Source organism: Methylocystis sp. H62 (genome assembly GCF_015709515.1).
Classification (GTDB): Bacteria; Pseudomonadota; Alphaproteobacteria; order Rhizobiales; family Beijerinckiaceae; genus Methylocystis.
In genome coordinates, this window is record NZ_JADNQZ010000057.1 from 156,759 (window position 1) to 176,795 (window position 20,037).

Annotated in this window: 16 protein-coding genes; 6 read left to right on the forward strand and 10 right to left on the reverse strand. The window is 63.6% G+C overall.

Annotation, left to right across the window (positions count from 1 at the left end):
• Positions 1–51: 51 nt before the first annotated feature.
• On the reverse strand, positions 52–2,733 hold the full coding sequence (gene mutS, locus IYY11_RS16150) for a DNA mismatch repair protein MutS (RefSeq protein ID WP_196404791.1): 2,682 nt from the start codon (positions 2,731–2,733) through the stop codon (positions 52–54).
• A gap of 122 nt (positions 2,734–2,855) precedes the next feature.
• Here mutS and IYY11_RS16155 point away from each other — a divergent pair, with 122 nt between their 5' ends.
• Positions 2,856–3,872: a DUF3616 domain-containing protein gene (locus tag IYY11_RS16155; RefSeq protein WP_196404792.1), complete on the forward strand. Its 1,017-nt coding sequence runs from the start codon at positions 2,856–2,858 to the stop codon at positions 3,870–3,872.
• A 126-nt stretch (positions 3,873–3,998) separates the two neighbouring features.
• Here the strand turns inward: IYY11_RS16155 and IYY11_RS16160 are convergent, their stop codons facing one another.
• On the reverse strand, positions 3,999–4,925 hold the full coding sequence (locus IYY11_RS16160) for a hypothetical protein (RefSeq protein ID WP_196404793.1): 927 nt from the start codon (positions 4,923–4,925) through the stop codon (positions 3,999–4,001).
• Positions 4,926–5,215: 290 nt separating this feature from the next.
• Here IYY11_RS16160 and IYY11_RS16165 point away from each other — a divergent pair, with 290 nt between their 5' ends.
• The 3 genes from IYY11_RS16165 to IYY11_RS16175 all read left to right on the forward strand — a co-directional run bounded on the left by IYY11_RS16165 (position 5,216) and on the right by IYY11_RS16175 (position 9,372).
• Positions 5,216–7,510: an NADP-dependent malic enzyme gene (locus tag IYY11_RS16165; RefSeq protein ID WP_196404794.1), complete on the forward strand. Its 2,295-nt coding sequence runs from the start codon at positions 5,216–5,218 to the stop codon at positions 7,508–7,510.
• Between the two features lie 145 nt (positions 7,511–7,655).
• Positions 7,656–8,960, forward strand: coding sequence for a UDP-glucose/GDP-mannose dehydrogenase family protein (locus IYY11_RS16170; RefSeq protein ID WP_196404795.1), 1,305 nt, complete (start codon positions 7,656–7,658; stop codon positions 8,958–8,960).
• A gap of 25 nt (positions 8,961–8,985) precedes the next feature.
• Positions 8,986–9,372 carry a YybH family protein gene (locus IYY11_RS16175; RefSeq protein ID WP_196404796.1) on the forward strand — a complete coding sequence of 129 codons (387 nt, stop codon included), beginning with the start codon at positions 8,986–8,988 and terminating at the stop codon, positions 9,370–9,372.
• A gap of 106 nt (positions 9,373–9,478) precedes the next feature.
• Here the strand turns inward: IYY11_RS16175 and hemA are convergent, their stop codons facing one another.
• On the reverse strand, positions 9,479–10,765 hold the full coding sequence (hemA, locus tag IYY11_RS16180; RefSeq protein ID WP_196404797.1) for a 5-aminolevulinate synthase: 1,287 nt from the start codon (positions 10,763–10,765) through the stop codon (positions 9,479–9,481).
• Positions 10,766–11,081: 316 nt separating this feature from the next.
• On the opposite strand from hemA, the gene IYY11_RS16185 reads away from it, so the two are divergent.
• The gene (locus IYY11_RS16185) at positions 11,082–11,630 is read left to right on the forward strand and encodes a cob(I)yrinic acid a,c-diamide adenosyltransferase (RefSeq protein WP_312029742.1); all 549 of its coding nucleotides are present in this window, start codon (positions 11,082–11,084) and stop codon (positions 11,628–11,630) included.
• Positions 11,631–12,415: 785 nt separating this feature from the next.
• Here IYY11_RS16185 and IYY11_RS16190 read toward each other — a convergent pair.
• From IYY11_RS16190 to IYY11_RS16205, 4 genes are read right to left on the reverse strand one after another with little or no spacing between them, the layout of a single operon-like run.
• Entirely contained in the window at positions 12,416–13,195 is a 780-nt protein-coding gene (locus tag IYY11_RS16190; RefSeq protein ID WP_196404798.1) for a DUF2182 domain-containing protein, read from the reverse strand.
• A gap of 17 nt (positions 13,196–13,212) precedes the next feature.
• Complete coding sequence (locus IYY11_RS16195; protein WP_196404799.1) at positions 13,213–13,836, reverse strand: DUF1326 domain-containing protein; 624 nt, start codon at positions 13,834–13,836, stop codon at positions 13,213–13,215.
• Positions 13,837–13,869: 33 nt separating this feature from the next.
• Positions 13,870–14,616 (reverse strand): SDR family NAD(P)-dependent oxidoreductase, encoded by a 747-nt coding sequence (locus tag IYY11_RS16200; protein ID WP_196404800.1) that lies wholly within the window; start codon positions 14,614–14,616, stop codon positions 13,870–13,872.
• 31 nt (positions 14,617–14,647) lie between these two features.
• Positions 14,648–15,307 carry a DUF938 domain-containing protein gene (locus IYY11_RS16205; protein WP_196404801.1) on the reverse strand — a complete coding sequence of 220 codons (660 nt, stop codon included), beginning with the start codon at positions 15,305–15,307 and terminating at the stop codon, positions 14,648–14,650.
• Between the two features lie 252 nt (positions 15,308–15,559).
• Between IYY11_RS16205 and IYY11_RS16210 the strand changes: the two genes are divergently transcribed.
• Positions 15,560–16,525: a LysR family transcriptional regulator gene (locus IYY11_RS16210; protein ID WP_196404802.1), complete on the forward strand. Its 966-nt coding sequence runs from the start codon at positions 15,560–15,562 to the stop codon at positions 16,523–16,525.
• 132 nt (positions 16,526–16,657) lie between these two features.
• On the opposite strand, the gene IYY11_RS16215 is transcribed toward IYY11_RS16210, so the two are convergent.
• Genes IYY11_RS16215 through IYY11_RS16225 form a run of 3 tightly spaced genes read right to left on the reverse strand, consistent with a single transcriptional unit; the run spans position 16,658 to position 20,014 of the window.
• Positions 16,658–17,212, reverse strand: coding sequence for a hypothetical protein (locus IYY11_RS16215; RefSeq protein ID WP_196404803.1), 555 nt, complete (start codon positions 17,210–17,212; stop codon positions 16,658–16,660).
• A 51-nt stretch (positions 17,213–17,263) separates the two neighbouring features.
• Positions 17,264–17,911, reverse strand: coding sequence for a hypothetical protein (locus IYY11_RS16220; RefSeq protein WP_246720028.1), 648 nt, complete (start codon positions 17,909–17,911; stop codon positions 17,264–17,266).
• A 24-nt stretch (positions 17,912–17,935) separates the two neighbouring features.
• A complete protein-coding gene (locus IYY11_RS16225; RefSeq protein ID WP_196404804.1) occupies positions 17,936–20,014 on the reverse strand; it encodes a TonB-dependent siderophore receptor in 2,079 nt (692 codons plus the stop codon).
• Positions 20,015–20,037 lie beyond the last annotated feature (23 nt).

Genomic DNA, 20,037 nt, shown 5'->3' on the forward strand with positions numbered 1-20,037 from the left:
GCGACTTAGTCACGAGCCTTGAAGTTTGGCTTCAAGCCGCAAAAAACGCTTTCAGAGTTTTTTCTTCAATTCGTAGAGCGCGGCGAGCGCTTCGCGCGGCGTCATCTGGTCCGGATCAATCTCTTGAAGCGCGTCGCGCAACGCGTCCTTCGGCGCCGACGCCTCGGTGAGGCGTGCGAAGAGCGGCAGATCGTCGATCAAGGTTTCGACCGGCGCGCGTCGGTCGGCCGCTTCCAACTCTGCGAGAATCGCATGCGCGCGCGCGACGACGCTCGCCGGCAGGCCCGCGAGCTGCGCGACATGCACGCCATAGGAGCGGTCGGCCGCGCCTTTGATCACCTCATGCAGAAACACCACGTCGCCGGCGTGATCGGTCACCTTCATCGTCAGATTGACGAGGCGCGGCAACCGCTTTGCAAGCTGCGTCAATTCGTGGAAATGGGTGGCGAAGATCGCGCGCGAGCGATTCACTTCGTGCAGATGTTCGATCGTCGCCCAGGCGATCGAAAGTCCGTCGAATGTCGCCGTGCCACGACCAATTTCATCGAGAATGACGAGCGAACGCGGGCTCGCGCCGTTCAAGATCGCCGCGGTTTCGACCATCTCGACCATGAAAGTCGAGCGCCCGCGGGCGAGATCGTCAGACGCGCCAACGCGCGAGAACAGCCTGTCGATGACGCCGATGCGGGCGGACCGCGCAGGAACGTAGGAGCCCGTCTGCGCCAGGAGCGCGATGAGCGCGTTCTGGCGCAGATAGGTCGACTTGCCGGCCATGTTCGGCCCGGTGACGACAGCGATTCGGCCACCCTCCGTTCCGCAAAGATCACAGTCGTTCGCGGCGAAAGCCTTGCCTTGCGACTGCAGCGAAGCTTCGACGACGGGATGACGCCCGCCGACAATCTCGAAATCGAGCGAGGCGTCGATCAGCGGGCGCGTCCAGCCGCGCTTCTCTGCGACTTCGGCGAGCGCGGCATAAAGATCGAGCCGCGCGAAGGCCTCGGCGAGGCGCCGCAAGCCTTCCGCGCGCGCGCAGACGCCCGCGACCAACGCGTCGAATATCGCCAGTTCCCGCGCCAGCGCGCGATCGGCCGCCGAAGCGATCTTTGCCTCGAGTTCAACGAGTTCGCGCGTCGAGAAACGCATCGCGTCGGCCATCGTCTGACGATGCGTGAAGGTCGCGTCGAACGGCGGCCGCAGCAGCCTTTCGCCATGAGCCTGCGAGACCTCGAGAAAAAAGCCGAGAAAATTATTGTGCTTGATCTTAAGCTTCGTTTCGGTGAGCTGCGCGTAGCGTCCCTGCAGCTCGGCGATCACCTTGCGGCTTGCGTCGCGAAGCCGTCTCGCCTCATCCAGCTCGGAGTCGCGTCCTTCGCGAATGAAATCGCCGTTACGCTTATCGAGCGGCAGGCTGTCTTTCAAAGCTGCGGTGATGTCGTCAGCGAGCGCGATGTCCCCTTCAGAAAAAATCTGAGCTTCCGCCGCGATCTCCGACGGGGGATCAAGGGACGCAAAAAGCGTCGCAATGTCTTGCGCAGCGTCGAGCGCGACGCCGACGCTTGCAAGATCGCGCGGACCGCCGCGCTCCAGCGACAGACGCGACAAGGCGCGAGAAAGATCCGGCGTGCGCGCGAGCTTGGCGCGCAGCGCGGCGCGCAGATCGGACTTTTCGAGAAAGAAGGCGACGCCGTCGAGACGCGCTGCGATCGATCGCGCGTCGGTCAAGGGCGCCGCGATCCGATCGGCCAAGAGTCTCGCGCCGCCGGGCGTGACGGTGAGATCGACGACCGAAAGCAGCGAGCCCTCGCGCGCGCCGGACAGCGTGCGCGTCAGCTCGAGATTGGCCCGCGTCGCGCCGTCGATTTCAAGCGTCGTCAGCGCGCGCAGACTGGTCGGACGGGAAAGCGCCGGGCGCTGTCCCTTTTGCGTGCGCTCGACATAGAAGATCGCCGTTGCGGCGGCGGCGAGTTCGCAGTCGCTGAAGGCGCCGAAGCCGTCGAGCGTCGCGACGGTATAGAACGCCATGAGGCGTCGCGCCGCGTCAGCGCCGTCGCCAATGTCGCGGCCGATCGGCGCGATGGGCGCGCCGGCGCCCTCGAAGAGCGTCGACAGAGACGCGTCGCGGCACAGCGCGTCGACAGCGACGATTTCGCGGGGCTCCAGGCGCGCGATCTCGGCGCCGAGCGCACTCTCTTCGCGCTCACAGACCGTAAAGGCGCCGGTCGAAATATCGACGCTCGCCAGGCCGTATCGCCAGCGCCCGTCCTCCCCCCGCAAGCGCGCGATCGCCAAAAAGGCGTTGTGCCTCGTGGGATCAAGCAGCGCGTCTTCGGTGATCGTGCCGGGCGTGACCAGCCGCACGACGTCGCGCCGCACCACCGATTTTGGCCCGCGTTTTTTGGCTTCCGCCGGGTCTTCGATCTGCTCGCAGACGGCGACGCGATGTCCGAGCGCAATGAGTTTTTGCAGATAGTCGTTGGCGCGCTCGACCGGCACGCCGCACATCGGAATGTCTTCGCCAAGGTGCCTGCCGCGCTTTGTCAGCATGATGCCAAGCGCCCGCGACGCGGTCTGCGCGTCTTCAAAAAAAAGCTCGTAGAAATCGCCCATGCGATAGAAGAGCAGGCAATCGGCGTTCGCCGCCTTGATCTCGATATATTGCGCGATCATCGGGGTTACGCGCGTCTGCGCCTGGTCATCGCGGTTTTGAGCAGGAACGGGCGCTGCGTGTTTCATGCCAGCCAGTGTAACGACGTCGCGGCGCAAGCGCCACGCGCGGCATGCGCTTGCATGTGGACGACGCGTCCGCCCGGGCCTAGATTCGCCGCTTGCTTGCCGGATTGCGATTGGAGACTTCGATGATCGCCGCCATTTGCCGTCCTATCACATTCGCCGCAGCCGCCGCTTGGCTGTGTTCGGCCGCTTTCGCCGCGGAGCGTGTCGCGCCGGAATCGCCAACGCCATGGCAGGTCGACAAGCATTACTTCGGCGCGAAAAAGGCGAATGAAGCCTTCAGCGGCTTTGCCTGCGGAACGAGCGGCATGTGTGTGCTGGCCGTCGATGAAGGCCGACAGGGCGCCTTCATGCGCATCAAGGGCGATCGACTTGTTTATGTCGGCGAGCCCTTCGACTTCAGCGGCGTGGAGAAGGAGCTCGACGCCGAAGCTGCCGCCGTCGACGACGGCTATTTTTACGTGGCCGGATCTCACGCCGCAAAGCGCGAAACATGCTGCGACAATTCTGACAGCCGACGAGTCTACCGGCTGACGGCCGACGAGAATGGCCATCTCGAAACAATGGCGCACAGCGAGCGGCTGTGGGACGCGATGCGCAGCCTGCCTGAACTTGCGCCCTATGCCGTTCCCGGCGACTGCCGTTGCGACAGGGCTCCGGGCCACAACCGCGTCGACATCGAGGGCATGGCGGCGGCGAACGGGCGGCTCTATTTCGCCTTGCGCGCGCCGAATGTGGAAGGAAACGGTTACATCGTCAGCGTCGACGCGAGGGCTCTTTTCGAGAGCGGCGATCTTAAACCCTCTCTCGCAACGGTTCGGCTGGGCGCCAACAAGGGGTTTCGGGATCTTATAATCGCCGACGGCGAAGCGCTCGCGCTCGTTGGACCCAGCGACGGTCTATCGTCAGCGGACTATTCGATCGTCGCCCTGCGTGGATTGACGGCCGGTGCAGCGGTGCAACCAAGAAAACTCGCAACGCTCGATCTGCAGAATGCGCCGCTCGGGAAGAAAGGCGCACTCATCAAGCCCGAAGCCATCGCCCTGCTTGAACTCAACCCAAGTCGCTATCGCTTGCTCGTGCTTTCGGACGGCGGCAAAGATGGCGCGCCGCTGGTCTTCGACATTCCCCGCGCGCCATAAGAAAGCCCCGGAAGAACATCTCCCGGGGCTTTCGCGGGTTAGCGCCACAGCGCCAGCAGGATGATGATCGGTATCGGAATCCCGAGCATCCACAGCAAGACAGACCGGAACATTTCCTACCTCCATTTAGAAGCGAGAGAACGCCGCGACGCCGACGTTTTCATCACGATGGCGTCCGCCGAGCGTTGCGCCGTACCACGCCGCCACCGCGCCGAGCAGCATTGTCGCTGCGGACAGGAACGCGAGCAGGATGCCGGTCTTGCGCGCGGTCTCGGCCGTCTCCTTCGCCTTCGCCTGGTCTTCACGCAGGCGTTCGGCGCTCAGATCCACGCGCCGTTCGGCTTCCTGCGGCGCCAGGCCGGAGCGCGAAGCAAGAACATTGACGAGATAGGCGTGATCTTCTCCGGAGATTTCGCCGGTCGCCAAGCCGCGCTCGACGATGCGCTTCACGATCGCGCGCGGATATTCTGCCGGCATCGTCACGCCCCGTGCGTTCACGTCGCCATCGCCGCGCAACAGAAAATCGACCCGCTCCTCGACTGGAGTCACCGTGGTCGCAAGCGTCGACGTCTCGCTTCTCGCGCCTTCCGAAGACGCCGCTGCGGCAACGCCCGTCTTGGCGAGCTGGAAGATAGAAGCGCCTGCGATCAGCGCGAACACCACGATAGCGGCGGCCCAGAGCACGAGGCCATGGACCCCGTCGCGGACTTCTACCTCTTCTTGCGAAACATCTCCGGCGCGCCGGCGAAGCCTTCCCGTGACGTAGCCGCCGACCGCAAAGCTCGAAACGGTGATCCAAAGCACCCAGAGCGTCAACGCGATCAGATGAACAACCAAGGACGCGCCGCCATAAGGCGATGTCATCGACAGGCCGATCGCCGAACCGAAGGCCCCCATGATGAAGGAAATTGCGCCGGCGATCGTTGCGCCGGCGATGATAGCGGCCCAATCGGTATTGGTCGACCGGCCAGACATGTCTTCGGCGGCCGCCACAGCGGCGGCTTCGCCGCGCGACGGCCTGACGTCGAGCCCCGTTTGCACGTAGTCAGTCATCTGCCGTCTCCTCAGCGCAGGCCAAGAAATGATAGAATCGCCAGGACGACGACGATCAGTCCGACGAGATAAATGATGCCACTCATTGAAACCTCCGCTTCGACCGCTGTGCTGTCCGAAATCCTGACCTAAGCCGCAGCGTGGACAGCCGCGCATGCCCTAAAACTCTGACGCTTCGTCATTGTTCCGTGACGCTTGGCGCGGCCGCCTTTACCGGCAAAGCGCTTGTGAACGCAGCCACGCTCCGGGTATGGTCGCCGTGTTGCGTCGCAACAAGCAAAGGGGCGGAGATGGCCGACGACATGGCGGAAAATCGGGCGGAAGGAGAGCAGCGCGCGGCGATATCGGACAAGGAGGCGCTGCTGTTTCATTCGCGCGGCCGGCCCGGCAAGCTCGCGGTCGTCGCCTCGAAGCCGATGGCGACTCAGCGCGACCTGTCGCTCGCCTATTCGCCGGGCGTCGCCGTGCCGGTGCTCGCCATCGCCAAGGATCCTTCGGCGGCGTTCGATTACACGACCCGCGGCAACATGGTCGCCGTCATCACCAACGGCACCGCGATCCTCGGGCTCGGCGATCTCGGCGCGCTGGCGGCGAAGCCGGTGATGGAAGGCAAGGCCGCGCTGTTCAAGCGGTTCGCGGACATCGATTCCATTGATCTCGAGATCGATACGAAGGACGTGGATGCGTTCGTCAACGCCGTGCGGTATCTCGGCCCCTCGTTCGGCGGCATCAATCTCGAAGACATCAAGGCGCCGGAGTGTTTCGTCATCGAGGAGCGGCTGCGCGACCTCATGGACATTCCGGTCTTCCATGACGATCAGCACGGCACGGCGATCATCTCCGCCGCCGGCATGCTCAACGCGCTGCTGCTGACGGGCCGCGACATCGGATCGGCGAAACTCGTCTGCAATGGCGCCGGCGCCGCCGGCATCGCCTGTCTCGATCTCGCGAAAGCGATGGGTTTCGATCCGCGCAACGTCATTCTGTGCGACACCAAGGGCGTCGTCTATCGCGGCCGCCAGGAGGGCATGAACCAGTGGAAGAGCGCGCACGCCGTCGACACCACGGCGCGAACGCTCGCCGAGGCGCTCGAAGGAGCCGACATCTTCTACGGCCTCTCCGTCAAGGGGGCCCTGACGCCGAACATGCTGCGCAGCATGGCGGACAACCCGATCGTCTTCGCCATGGCCAATCCCGACCCGGAGATCACGCCGGAAGAAGCGCGCGCCACGCGCGCCGACGTGATCATCGCCACGGGCCGTTCCGACTATCCCAACCAGATCAATAACGTCCTGGGCTTTCCGTATATTTTCCGGGGCGCGCTCGATGTGCGCGCCAAGACGATCAACATGGAGATGAAGATCGCTGCGACGAAGGCGCTCGCCGATCTCGCGCGCGAGGACGTGCCGGACGAAGTCGCCAACGCCTACCGAGGCGCGCGGCCGCGTTTCGGCCGTGACTATATTATCCCGGCGCCGTTCGACCCGCGCCTCATCTCCATCATTCCGCCCGCCGTGGCGCTCGCGGCGATGGACACCGGCGTCGCGCGCCGCCCCATCGTCGACATGAAAGCCTATCGCGCTGAGCTCTCGGCGCGCCGCGATCCGATCGCGGGTCTGATGCAGACGGTCCACGAACGCGTGCGGCGTGATCCCAAGCGCGTCGTCTTCGCCGAGGGCGAGGAGGAGCAGGTCATCCGGGCCGCCCTATCCTTCGTTCATCAGGGTTTCGGACGCGCCGTGCTCGTCGGCCGAGAGGATCGCGTCAAGGAAGCGGCGGCGAACGCCGGCCTTGAGCTTCCCGCAGAGATCGAAATCCACAACGCCAGACTCTCGAGCCGCAACTCGGTCTATGCGCAGTTCCTGTTCGAGCGCCTGCAGCGCAAGGGCTATCTGATGCGCGACTGCCAGCGGCTGATCAATCAGGACCGCAATCATTTCGCCGCCGCGATGGTGGCGCAGGGCGACGCCGACGCCATGGTGACGGGCGTCACGCGCAATTTCTCCCACGCGCTTGAAGACGTGCGCCGCGTGATCGACCACAAGCCGGGCCACCGCGTCATCGGCGCGTCGATCATTCTCGCCAATGGCCGGGTCGTCGTCGTCGCCGATACGGCCATCACCGAAATGCCCGACGCCCACGAGCTGGCTGAAATCGCCATCGAGGCGGCCGGCGTGGCGCGCCGCATCGGACTCGTGCCGCGGGTCGCCATGCTGGCCTTTTCGACATTCGGCTATCCGCCCGGCGAGCGCACGGCGCGCGTGCACCAGGCGGTCAACGTTCTCGACCAACGGCGCGTCGATTTCGAATATGAGGGCGAGATGGGCGCTGACATTGCGCTCAATAAGGATTTGATGAGCGCCTATCCGTTTTCGCGACTCACCGATACGGCGAATGTCCTTGTCATGCCAGCGTTTCATTCGGCGGCTATTTCGACAAAAATGTTACAGGAACTGGGCGGCGCGACCGTTCTCGGTCCGCTGATCGTCGGACTCGACAAACCGATTCAAATCGTCCAACTCGGCGCGACGGACACGGAGATCGTCAATATGGCGGCGCTCGCCGCCTTTGGCGTCGGCGGATGACCCATCCCTTGATGGGTAGAGTCGCGCGGCAGGCGCGGGCGGGCTGAACCGCGCGTCCCGCACTCTGCTCCCCTCCACCCGCGCGGCTTCCCCGCGCGACCTCCCCTTGGGAGGCGATCGCACATGAAGCGAGAGACTGACGCTGATGAACATTACAATGATTGGTTCTGGCTATGTGGGTCTGGTTTCGGGCGCCTGTTTCGCCGACTTCGGCCATAACGTCATTTGCGTCGACGCCGACGCGAACAAGATCGAGCGCCTGAAGGCGGGTGAGATTCCGATCTTCGAACCCGGCCTCGACGAACTCGTCGCCAATAACGTCGAACAGAACCGGCTCTCCTTCACCACCGAACTCGAACCGGCGGTCAAAGGCGCGGACGCGGTTTTCATTGCGGTCGGCACGCCGTCGCGGCGCGGCGATGGCCATGCGGATCTGTCCTTCGTCTACGCCGTCGCACAGACCATCGCCAAAGCGCTCAAAGGATTCACGGTCGTCGTCAATAAATCGACTGTCCCCGTCGGCACCGGCGACGAAGTCGAGCGCATCATCCGCGAGGTCAATCCGGACGCCGACTTCACCGTCGTCTCCAATCCCGAATTCTTGCGCGAAGGCGCGGCGATCGAGGATTTCAAACGCCCCGATCGCGTCGTCATCGGCATCGAAGATCCGCGCGCGCGCGAAGTGATGGAGGAAATCTATCGTCCGCTGTCGCTGAACGCGCCGCCGCTGGTCTTCGTTGGCCGCCGCACGTCGGAACTCACCAAATACGCGGCGAACGCTTTTCTCGCGACGAAGATCACCTTCATCAACGAAATCGCCGATCTGTGCGAGAAGGTCGGCGCCGACGTGCAGGAGGTCGCGCGCGGCATCGGACTCGACAAGCGCATCGGCGGGAAATTCCTGCACGCGGGCCCCGGCTATGGCGGCTCCTGCTTTCCGAAGGACACGCTGGCGCTGATCAAGACGGGACAGGACGAGGGCGCTGCGCTGCGCATCGTCGAGACGGTCGTCGCGGTGAACGACGCGCGCAAGCGGGCGATGGCGCGCAAGGTGATCAACGCGCTCGGCGGCTCGGTGCGCGGCAAGAAGATCGCGCTTCTGGGATTGGCCTTCAAGCCCAACACCGACGACATGCGCGACGCGCCCTCGCTCGCCATCGTCGCCTCGCTCGCCGGCGACGGGGCGCAGGTGCACGCCTATGACCCCGAGAGCATGGCGCAGGCGCGTCCGCTGATGCCGGAGGTCACCTTCCACGACAACGCCTATTCGGCGCTGGAAGGCGCCGACGCGCTCGCCATCGTCACCGAATGGGACGCCTTCCGCGCGCTCGATCTCGATCGGGTCAGGAGCCTCTTGAAGCAGCCGATCATCGTCGATCTGCGCAACGTCTATCGGCCGGGCGACGTGCGCAAGCGCGGCTTCACCTATGTGAGCGTCGGACGGACGTGAGAGGGCTTACGCGGAGGATTGTGTCGTGACGGACGACGAAAGAGCCATTCGCGAATTGGTCGAAGCCTGGATGGCCTGCAGCAAAGCGGGCGACCTTTCAGCGCTGCTCGATCTGATGACGGATGACGTGATTTTTTTGACGCCCGGGGGAAAGCCCTTCGGCAAGGAGGCTTTCGCAGCCGCGTCGAAAAACATGAAGAACGTCGCAATCGAGGGGCGCAGCGACATCCAGGAGCTCTGCATTTTTGGCGCCTGGGCCTATATGCGCAGTTACATCGAGATGACGGCGACGCCTCTGGGCGGCGCGCCGGTGCGTCGGAGCGGATATGCGCTGACGATTCTGCGTAAGGAAGCCGACGGAAAATGGCGGCTGGCCCGAGACGCAAATCTTTTGGCTGCGGAAAAATCCTGAACCGAAAAGTCTTTCACCGTCGACTCGCGCAGCTACCGCGCCGCGCCCTCACAAAGAAAAAAGCGCCGGCCATGGGCCGGCGCTTTTTTGTATTCGCGAGCGACGCCTACTGCGCCGCGAGTTTGATTTCGGGATAGCTGCACTTTCCGTCGCTCTTCTCCTCGACATGGAGATGCGACGGCGGCTCGACGAAGGGAATGCCGAGCGTGCGCCAGACGTCGACGAGAGACTCGACGAGGTTCGCGATATGCGCCTGCGTGTGGCAGGGCGTCGGCGTGACGCGCAGCCGCTCGCTTCCCTTCGCCACCGTCGGATAGTTGATCGGCTGAATGTAGATCGAGTGGCGATCGAGCAGCAGATCGCTCGCCGCCTTGCACAGCTCGGCGTCGCGCACCATCACCGGCACGATATGCGAGCCATTTTCCATGACGGGCAGGCCGGCGGCGGCGAGGGCGTGCTTGGTGATATGCGAGGCGCGCTGATGCGCCGCGCGCAAATCCGGCCGGCGCTTGAGCAGCCGGACGGCGGCGCAGGCCGCGGCGGCGACCGCCGGCGGCAGCGCCGTCGTGAAGATGAAGGAGGCCGCGTAGGACCGGATCGCGTCAATGATGACGGCGTCGCCGGCGATATAGCCGCCCATCGTGCCGAAGCCCTTGGCGAGCGTGCCCTCGATCACATGGACGCGCGCCATAACGCCTTCGCGTTCGCAAACGCCGCCGCCGCGCGCGCCATACATGCCGACCGCATGCACCTCGTCGACATAGGTCATCGCGCCATAGCGCTCGGCGAGCGCGACGATGTCGGCGACCGGCGCGATATTGCCGTTCATCGAATAGAGACTTTCGAAGACGACGAGCTTGGGCCGATCGCCCGCTTCGATCAGCAGCTCTTCGAGATGCGCAAGATCATTATGGCGAAAGATCTTCTTCTCGGCGCGCGAACGCTTCACGCCTTCGATCATCGAATTATGGTTCGAGGCGTCGGACAGAATGACGCAATTGGGCAGCAGGTCGGCGATGGTCGAAATCGCCGCGAGATTGGAAATCCAGCCCGAGGTGAAGACGAGCGCGGCTTCCTTGCCGTGAAGATCGGCGAGTTCGCGCTCAAGCTCGACGATGGCGTGGCTGGTGCCGGAAATGTTGCGGGTGCCGCCGGAGCCGGCGCCGACCCGGCCAGCCGTGTCGACCATCGCGGCGATCACGTCGGGGTGCTGACCCATGCCGAGATAGTCGTTGGAGCACCATATGGTCACGGGCTCGACCGAGCCGTCGTCGCGATGCCAATTGGCGAGGGGAAAAGCTTCGACGTCGCGCTCCAAATGCGCAAAGACGCGGTAGCGGCGCTCGTCCTTTAGACGGGAGACGGCGGCCTCGAAGTAACGCCGATAGAGCATGCTCCAACCCTTTGATTTTTCTCTTTGCCCCCGAAACCGACGACAAGGCCCCCGTCCTGCCCGCCGTCTAGTTTGGACGTTTTCTTACATAGCCGATCCGCGCCTGAAAGGCGAGTGGCCGAATGACGCGCCCGCGCCTCTTTTCTTGCGCAATGCGGGGCCACATCGAATGAAAACAATGGCGCCACGAGGCCGCCGCGCCGCACGGCGGCGCCCCGAGCGCGCCGTGCCTGGCGCCGCCTTCACCGGGGCTTTTTCAAGCGCGGCGTTTATGAGATGACCGGCTGGCCTCGCGTGAGGTAACGAAGAGACGGGGGTGCGCGTGACGGCGATGAAGCTCTATACGAAAAAAGGCGACAGAGGCCAGACAAGCCTCTTCTCGGGGCGGCGGGCCGCGAAGTTCGATCCGCGCGTCGCGGCGGTCGGCGATCTCGACGAATTGTCCGCGAGCCTCGGGCTCGCGCGGGTCGTCTTCCCCGAGGCGAACGATCTTTTGAGCCGCGCGCAAAAGGCGCTCTACACGATCAGCGCCATCGTCAGCGCGGAAGCGCGGAAGATCGATCTTGCCTTCGACGCCGCCGAGACCGCGGCGCTCGAAGCCGAGATCGATCGCGCCACCGACGCGCTGCCGCCGCTGCGCGACTTCATCTATCCGGGAGAGGCGGAAGCGAGCGCGCGTCTCCACATGGCGCGCGCCGTGGCGCGACGGGCCGAGCGCAGCGTCGCCGCGCTCGATGAACCGCCGGCGCCCGAAAGCGCCCTCGCCTATCTCAATCGCCTGAGCGATTTATTGTTCGCGCTGGCGCGGCTCGCGGACCTGCACAGCGGACACGCGGACCGGATGCTCGGCGGGCATGCGCCGTGAAGGCCGCTTGGCGCCGAGAGCGGAGATTTCTTCCGGTCAGGTTCCAGGCAAATTTTGAATGAGGCTGGCGAAAGTGTCGTCATCCTCGCCTCCCGCCGTTACGTTGCGCGCCTTCATGGGCGGGAACAAGCAAGCGGGGCTGGCGTTACAAGGGTGGGCGTTGGGGTTTGTCCAACAAGGGCCTGGCTGAGCCCTGCCCTGGAGTTCCGCCAATGGCGACCTCACGAAAGATAATGACTGCGGCGCTCGCCGCCACGATCGCAATCACTATGCTGTCAATTTCGAGCCCAGCTTCAGCTTGGAGCCGCTGCGGTAGGAATTTGGGGCCAGGCTACTACGGCATGGCGCTCCGCGCGGCGGCGCCAATCCCCTATAGCTACGGCTATTATGGCTCCGCCAATCCATCGGGGTACGGCTATTACGGCTCTGGAAACGCCGGCTATTACGGCGCAGCAACTTCCACGCCTGTCGCGAGTGAGGGATATTATTGTGCGACCGGCGTGAAAACTTGCTTGCTCCGCGAGCCCGGATGGCTCGGAACAGGTTGTTCCTGCGCAGTGTCGTGCGGGCGTGCACGCGGAATAGTTGAATAGCGTCGCAAAGAAGCTGCGGCCGAGATAAGCAATCGGCCGCAGTGTTTCGTTACAATATGAGGCGCGCTACGCGGCGCAGCTAAAAACGCCCTCACGCTAAATGTCCGCTGCGGGTGAAGTGAAGAGCGCCGGCTAGGCTGGCGCTACGCCTCCGCCTTCACGCGAGTTTCGACCGCGCGGCCGGCACGCCCATCATCCATGGAAGACCGGAAACTGCTGAGGCTGGATCAGAATCAAAAGCCCGTACACGAAAATGGCGATGCCCATGGCCTGCGCCACGGCGGGCCCCCACGGCAAAGTCTTCTCGGCGAAAACGATCGCTGTCACGCTCGCAAGCGCAGCGACGTTCATCATGCCGAGAGGAAACATGATCGCGCAAAGCAGCCAGCAGCAGCCAAGGCACCAGGCGCCGTGGTGCGCGCCCATCTGCAGGGCGCCGAGCGTCCCCTCGCGCCAGGAGGTCATGATGAAGCTGATCGGCGTGCGGCATTTGGTCAGGCAGAGCTCTTTCAGCGGCGTGAGTTGGTAGAGCCCGGCGGCGATAAGGATCAAACCGCCGACGCGGCCCAGCGCCGGCGCCGAAAGATCCAGACGCGCAGCGCCAGCCTCCGCGGCGAGCGCGCCAATATAAGCGAGGAGGCCAGACGCCATCCAGACGAGCAGATAGCCGGCGAGGAAGGCCCAGGTTCCGACGAAGGCCTGTCCCCGTTTGCGGCGCGCGGCCTGCGTCTTGTGGAAGGTGAGCGCCATCGGCGCCACCGTTGGAAACATCATCGCAATCGTCATCGCCAGCCACACAGCGATGAACAGCGGCGCGCCGAGTCCCATGGACGGCGAGGCCATGCTGCTATGGGCGTCATGACCTGCGCCTTGCCAGATCAGAAGCGCCCACGCCGCGACCGACAAGGCGATCAGCATGGCCAGGATCGCGTGACGCTGAAGCGCGATCAGGTCCACGCGCGTCTGTTCCATGCGGGGGGCGCCGTCCGTCAATTCGACCATTCGATCGGCGCGTAATGCCCGTTCTGGCCCGAATTATTCCAGTCCATGCCGTGGTCGCTGAAATGGTTGCCCGTGCGGCCGACGCCGAACGCGATTTTCTCCGGCGCGAGCGGATGCCCGGTCATGCCCCAGATTTCACCGCTCGGATGCATGCTGGCGAGCGGATCGACGGCGACGGCGAGAACGCCCGGGATTTCGACGAAGCGTGATTTTCCCTCGATCGTGTAATGGATCGATGTCTTCCTGACGCCGAGATGCGTTCCGACCAAAGGCGCGAAAACCGCCATCGGTCCGCCTTCGTCGCCGCCGAAAATTGCGCCCAGAGCGGCTGTCTGTTCGTCGGTTGCACGCTCGTCGATATAGACAGCGAGCGTCCAGTCACCCTCCGCCATCGGTCCCGGCGCATGCGCCGCAAGCGCCACATTCAGCCCATCCAGCGCCACGTCGCCATAATGGCCTTTGTCGATGTGGAACGCCAAAATGTTGTCGCAGCACCCTTGCGTCGGCGTCGCCATCATGGCCTTCGTCGAGACCAGGCAGGGACAGACGATGTCGCAATTGCAGTTCTCGAGATAGTCGCCGACAAAGCGCCACTTCGTTCGCGTCGCCATTTTCTGCTTTCTCCGCGGCCGTAATGTGCGGACCTAGAACGGCTCCTTGAAGGGCCGAAGGTCCATTTCGTGAGTCCAGGCGCTGCGCTTCTGACAGTGCAGCGCCCAATAGGCGTCGGCGATGTCGTCGACCGCAAGGACGCCGTCCGCGCCTTTCGAGCGCGCGTAGTCGGCGAAATTCGTCGCCGCATATTCTCCCGCGATCACGCCGTCGACGACGATATGGGCGACATGAACCCCCTTTGAGCCAAACTCGCGCGCAAGCCCCTGGGCGACGGCGCGCAAGGCGGCTTTGGCGGCGGCGAAGGCCAGGAAGGGCGGACGCGCCCGCAAGGACGCCGTCGCGCCGGTGAACAGGATCGTGCCCTGCCCGCGCTGGGAGAAGCGCCGCGCGGCTTCCCGCCCGACGACGAAGCCGCCGAGGGCGTTTTGGCGCCAAAGGCGCTCGAAGAGTTCGAGCGTCGTGTCCTGAGCAGAAGCGGCGACATTGCTCCCAACATTGTAGGCGACCAGCGCGAGGTCGCCGTCGCGGTCCGCTTCGTCGAAGAGGGCGGCGACATCGGCTTCGCTCGTGGCGTCTGCGACTTTAATCGCGACCGCGCCGCCCGTGGCGGCAATCTGCTCGGCGACGATTCGCAGCCGCTCGGGCGTGCGGCCCGCGACCATGACGCGGAGCCCTTCGCGCGCGAAACGCCGCGCCAGCGCGGCGCCGAGGCCCGACTCGGCGCCAACGCCAATCACGAGCGCGCTCCCCCTATTCGCCATCGCCGGTTCTGTCATGGCGCGTCAATTCTCTTCGGCCGCGCTCGCGTCATGCGCGTCCAAAGAGAAGAATGAAGTTGTTCGCCGGCATGTCCATAATTTTCTTAAGCGCGATATTGTGTGCGTTGGCGGCGCGTTCGAGATCACGCACGTCCTTAAGGCCCCATTCGGCGACCTTGGGCGCAAGGATCTCCTGATCGAAAGCGGCGTTTGATTCGGTCGTATAGCTGCCGTCAACCTTGAAGGGCCCGTAGATCGCGACAAAGCCATCCTTGGTCAACACGCGGTCGGCGACTTGAGCGATGCCGTCGCAGATCGAGACCGGCGCGACCTGGAAGAGGTTCACGACGAAAATGCCGTCGTAGAGCCGATCGCTGGCGCTGGGCCAGGTCTGGGGTTCAGTCAGATCGATTTTGATGGGATCGAAGATATTCTTGCCGCCTGCTTCGTCGCGCTTCTTCTTGATCGAATCGAACACTTCGACGTCATAGTCGGAAGGCTGAAACGACAGATTCGGGAAATGCGGCGCGAAATAGTTGATGTGGTTGCCGGCGCCGCTCGCAAGTTCAAGCACATTGCCGCTGTTCGGGAAGATCGCTCTGAACATGCTGAGAATCGGATCACGGTTTCGATTCCCCGCCCAAGCGACATAGGGGCTGAGCGGATGCGGATCGATCGGCGGACGGTCTGCAGGAACGTTGATGGACATGTCGGCCCTCCTCGGCTTTCCTCGACGCTTGCGCCGCTCGCCCGATGTCGCGGAAGCGTCGCTTCGACGCTTCGCGGACGACACTCATTTTTGGATCTTGTTGCGGCCCAAGCCGTCGAACGCTTTATCGATTGTCGCCGACGCGGTAAAATTCGAAAATCTTATGAACTCATTCGGGGAACTAAACCCCTAGACGAGCTGCCGTCGACGAATTCGGAACAGCAGACTCGATTCGCAAGAGGCGGCGACAGGATGGTCAACCTCAAGTCTTTCGACCTCAATCTGTTGCTGGCGCTGAAAGCGCTTCTCGAAGAGAAGAACGTGTCGCGCGCCGCAGAAAAGCTATGCCTGAGCCAGCCCGCCATGAGCCATATTTTACGCAGGCTGCGCGACCAACTCGACGATCCGATACTGGTGAAGTCCGCATCGGGTTTGGTCCCTACGGAGCGCGCGCTTGCGCTGCTGGAGCCAACGGCCGCCGTGCTTCGGCAGATCGAAAGGATCGTCGAACCCCCGCCAGAATTTGATCCCGCGACCAGCCGCCGGCGCTTCGTGATCTCCACGAGCGACTATGTCGGCTTCGCCCTGTTGCCGACGCTTGCCGAGTCGATGATCCGCATCGCCCCGCATATCGAGGTGCATATTCGGCAGCCGATAACCGGGCCGCCCCACATCGTGCTCGAGAAAGACAATATCGATCTGGCGATCGGCTTCGACGCAATCTTCGGCGGCGCGCCGCATGTCTGCTCGCAGGCGTTGATGGGCGAGAGCATCGTTTGCCTCACAAGAAAATCCAACGCCGCAGTCCCGGGCGACGACATCAGTCTGGCGCAATTTCTGGAATGCAAGCATGTGCTAATCAGCTGGCGGGAAGCAGGCACGGGCCTGATCGACGACAGTCTCGCAAAGCTGGGGCTACGTCGAAATGTCTTTCTTATTTTGCCGAACTTCTTGACGACGCCTTGGATTCTCGAGAAGACCGACCTTATGCTTTGTCTGCCGCAGAGGATGGCCGAGCAGTTCGTACAGCTGGCGCCGCTCAAAATCCTGCCGATCCCGATCGACCTGCCGCGCTACGCGTTGATGATGCTCTGGCATCCGCGCCACGAAAAAGATCACGCGCATATGTGGCTGCGGGAACGCGTGCGGATGGCCTGCCGCCGCGACAGCGGCAACGATGTGAACGCCGGCAGCGGCGCCAAGGCGCATGTTCACTAAGTGCGAATTTTTGCGAGTCAGCGCAGTCTAAGTCGCCTTAAGCGGCGCTGAATCGACGCGCCGCAACAACACGGCCCGACGAAGATCCGCGTCGGGCCGCGGCCTCCCCTTTGTCGACGGCTCCCTCGCCCCCTAGATCGGGCGCGAGGCGAAGGCCTTCGTCGCATCGCGATTGATCGCCGCGGCGCCTGCGGCCTTCAACATCAACAGCACGACAAAGGCGCCGAGATTGATCAAAAAGATCCGCGTCACGACCGGCCCGGTGAAATGACCGACGCCAGGGCCTGTCGCCGCGGTGACCGCCAGAATCAGGCTCTCATAGACGACGAAGGCCGCAAGGAAAGCGGCGAGCGCGCCGGCGAAACCAGGAAAGCGGCGAGCGAGAAGGCCGGCGCTTTCACACGAAAGCAAAGCGATGACGCCGAGCGCGCCGCCCCAAAACAGCGTCATGGCGTCCGTCGGATAATGCAGGAAAAGAAAACCCACAGCCTGATTGGCGAACCAGACTGCGCCCGTCAGCAGCAGAGCCTCGCGACGTGAGGCGGTGAGCGCCGCGACGGCGGCGAAGCCCGCGAGCGGCAAGGCGCACGCCCAACCGAAGCTGAGAATGATGCTCGCGGCGATGAAGGTCGCGGCCCAGAGCGCGCGGCGGTTGGTCGTCGGAAGAGTGGAAAGCGTAAGCGACATGACTGTTCTCCTTTTCAAGTGAAGACGTGGGAAGTTTAAAAGCGTGACGCGTCAGTCGCCTCGCAGCCGGCTGGCGGAACGATCGGCGGGATCGGGGTCGTGCAGGCCAAACCAGCGCGCGCGCAATTTGTCCCATAGCGCGAGGCGCGACCAATCCGGTTCTTTGAGAACCTTATCTGTCACAGCGTCGAGGAAGGGATTGGGCAGCAGCACAGTGATCTGCTGCTCGCCGGCGCCGTTGAACAGTTGCAATCCCCACGACATCGGCACGCAACTCGTGTTTCGCCGGCGATAGAGTTCGGCGCGCGACGTGCGTCTGAGCTGTGCAAGTTCGGGAGACGTCGGCCGAGCGCGCGATCCCTTATTCTCGCCGATGCAGACGTGAAAATGCGTGACGCCGAAGGCGACGGTGAGATAGCCGTCGAGCAGCCGGATGCGCGTCGGCGCGCGATCGGCGTGGATCTCCCACGCCGCGCCCTGAATGATCGGCCCGAAGACGATCTCGCGCCAGTGATGTTCGAAAAGGTCGCGAAACAGTTCTTCGAGACTCGCCGTATCTAGCGGCAGCGAGAAGACGTCGAGCGCGGCGCCGTCGGGTTCAATGATGCGTCGTGACGCGGCGCCTGGCGCGGCGCCTGGCGTTATGCCTGGCGCGATGCTTGGCGCTGTGCTTGGCGTTAGGTCTGCGTTGATTTCCATAACGATCTCCCTGCCGTTCATTCGTCACCAGGCGTATTTCACGCCGCCATAGAAGGCGCGCGCCGTCGTCGAATAATTGTAGACTTCCTCGTAGAGCGCATTGCCGACATTTTCGATGCGCCCATGCAGCGTCAGCTGGTCGGTCAGCTTGTAATTCGCGAAGAGATCGAGGCGCACATAGGGCGCGAGCATCACGCGCTTATTGAAGATGAAATCCACGTCATGCGCGGCGCCGACGATGTTCGCCCGCGCTTCGAGTTCAAGACCCGGCAGTCCCGTATAAATGACCGACCACATGCCCTTGTGCCGCGGCCGGCGCAGCAGCGTGCGTCCAGCGTAGATGCTGTTCTCGTCGTCATCGAGATTGCGCGCGGCGAGGAACGTGTAGCTTCCCCGCGCGTGCAAGACGCCAGGAACGAGACTCGCTTCGCCGGAAAATTCGACGCCGCGCGTATCCGCGCGCCCGACGCTGAAATAGCAGCCGAAGATCTGCGTCGCCGTGCAACTCTCGGCCTTTCCGAACTGCACGAGATTCGTGTAGCGATTGGTGAAGACGGAGACGGAAGCGGTGGCAAGACCGCCAAAAAAGCTCTGATCGATGCCGGCGTCGAAGCCAAGGACGCGTTCGGGCGCGAGCGCCGGATCGCCGTACTGGCTGAACTGCTGGTAGAGCGACGCGGTCTTGGCGCCGGTGGCGGCGGAGCCGCGCAGCCGCATGCCGATCTCGTCGATGCGGAAATTCGCCATCGTCCGCCAAGTGAGAAACGTTTGGTTCTTGCTCACCGCGTCGACGCGTCCGCCATAAGAAATGTCGAGCCGGTCGAACAAGGTGAATTGGTGCTGCGCATAGCCGGACCATGTCGTCTGGACGGCATGCGTCGGCGCGTAATTATCGACGATCCAGGCCTCGCGCGAATTCTGCGCCGTCTCCGTTTCAACGCGCGATCCGACGGTCGCAAGACCCAGCGGCCCCAGCGCGATATCGCTCTGATATTCGACGCCCCTGCGCCCGCCGAGATATCCGAAGCGGCAGTTTTGCGACAGGAAGCTCTGCATGTCGAAACAGGCTTCCGTCGACCAGGCGTCGCGATTGCCGCGATTGGCGTAAAGCGTCAGCCTGTTGCGGAGCGCCTTGTCGAACAAGTCGGCGCCGAACCGCACATAGCCCTGCATGAATGTCGCATGCTGATGATTGAAAGGATCGAAGACGCTCCAGGAATTGAAGGCGTAAGGATTGTCGTAGCGAATGGCGCTGTCGTAACCGGCGATGCCCGCCTCGATTCGCGCATCTTCAGTGAAGTCATGGCCGATGCGCCCGGTGACCCCGACGGTGTTCGTCGGATCATTGGCGGGGAGCGGCGGCAGCGGCGTCGTCTGATCGCCGATGAAGATGGGACGCTGCGGGCGATAGCCGTAACGCGGGAAGCCATCGGCATGCAGGCCGGAAATCGACAGCGCGTAGGACCCCTGACCGTCGGCGCCGGAGATCGACGCGCGCGAGGACGACGTTCCATAGGCGCCGCCTTCCGACATGATCCAGCCTTGCGGCGCGCCCTTGCCGCGACGCGTGATGATATTGATGACGCCGCCCATCGCATCGGAGCCGTAGAGCGCCGATTGCGGACCGCGCAGCACTTCGATCCGCTCGATGTCGGTCGGAAGCAGCCGGCCGAAATCGACCGAACCGTCCGTGCTGGTCGGATCGCCAATGCGAATGCCGTCGATCAGCACCAGAGTCTGGCCGGGAGTCGAGCCGCGCAAAGCGACGGAGGTCTGCGCGCCAGGCCCGCCGTTCGAATAGACGTCAAGTCCCGGCACACCGCGCAGCACATCGTTGAAGCCGAGCGATCCGCGCTTCTGGATATCGCGCGCATGAATGACGCTGACCGAGGCGCCGGTGCTCGATGCCGGCTGCTCGACGCGCGTCGGCGTGACGACGGTTTGGTCCTCAACGTCGGCGGCGGGCGAGCCTGGCTGCGCCGGACTTAACGGGCCGACCTCGATGACAGGCAAGGATTGCTGGGCGAAAGCGACGGAAGTGGAGAGAGATAAAGACAGCACAAACGCGCCGCGCAAGGCGGTCGTAAAAATGTCGGAAGGCATAGCTGGACTCGCAGCGAACGTGG

Excerpts from the sequence above, each read along its gene's own strand:
- mutS (WP_196404791.1), bottom strand. The coding sequence starts at position 2,733 with ATGAAACACGCAGCGCCCGTTCCTGCTCAAAACCGCGATGACCAGGCG.
- IYY11_RS16155 (WP_196404792.1), top strand. The coding sequence starts at position 2,856 with ATGATCGCCGCCATTTGCCGTCCTATCACATTCGCCGCAGCCGCCGCT.
- IYY11_RS16160 (WP_196404793.1), bottom strand. The coding sequence starts at position 4,925 with ATGACTGACTACGTGCAAACGGGGCTCGACGTCAGGCCGTCGCGCGGC.
- IYY11_RS16165 (WP_196404794.1), top strand. The coding sequence starts at position 5,216 with ATGGCCGACGACATGGCGGAAAATCGGGCGGAAGGAGAGCAGCGCGCG.
- IYY11_RS16170 (WP_196404795.1), top strand. The coding sequence starts at position 7,656 with ATGAACATTACAATGATTGGTTCTGGCTATGTGGGTCTGGTTTCGGGC.
- hemA (WP_196404797.1), bottom strand. The coding sequence starts at position 10,765 with ATGCTCTATCGGCGTTACTTCGAGGCCGCCGTCTCCCGTCTAAAGGAC.
- IYY11_RS16190 (WP_196404798.1), bottom strand. The coding sequence starts at position 13,195 with ATGGAACAGACGCGCGTGGACCTGATCGCGCTTCAGCGTCACGCGATC.
- IYY11_RS16195 (WP_196404799.1), bottom strand. The coding sequence starts at position 13,836 with ATGGCGACGCGAACGAAGTGGCGCTTTGTCGGCGACTATCTCGAGAAC.
- IYY11_RS16200 (WP_196404800.1), bottom strand. The coding sequence starts at position 14,616 with ATGACAGAACCGGCGATGGCGAATAGGGGGAGCGCGCTCGTGATTGGC.
- IYY11_RS16205 (WP_196404801.1), bottom strand. The coding sequence starts at position 15,307 with ATGTCCATCAACGTTCCTGCAGACCGTCCGCCGATCGATCCGCATCCG.
- IYY11_RS16210 (WP_196404802.1), top strand. The coding sequence starts at position 15,560 with ATGGTCAACCTCAAGTCTTTCGACCTCAATCTGTTGCTGGCGCTGAAA.
- IYY11_RS16215 (WP_196404803.1), bottom strand. The coding sequence starts at position 17,212 with ATGTCGCTTACGCTTTCCACTCTTCCGACGACCAACCGCCGCGCGCTC.
- IYY11_RS16220 (WP_246720028.1), bottom strand. The coding sequence starts at position 17,911 with ATGGAAATCAACGCAGACCTAACGCCAAGCACAGCGCCAAGCATCGCG.
- IYY11_RS16225 (WP_196404804.1), bottom strand. The coding sequence starts at position 20,014 with ATGCCTTCCGACATTTTTACGACCGCCTTGCGCGGCGCGTTTGTGCTG.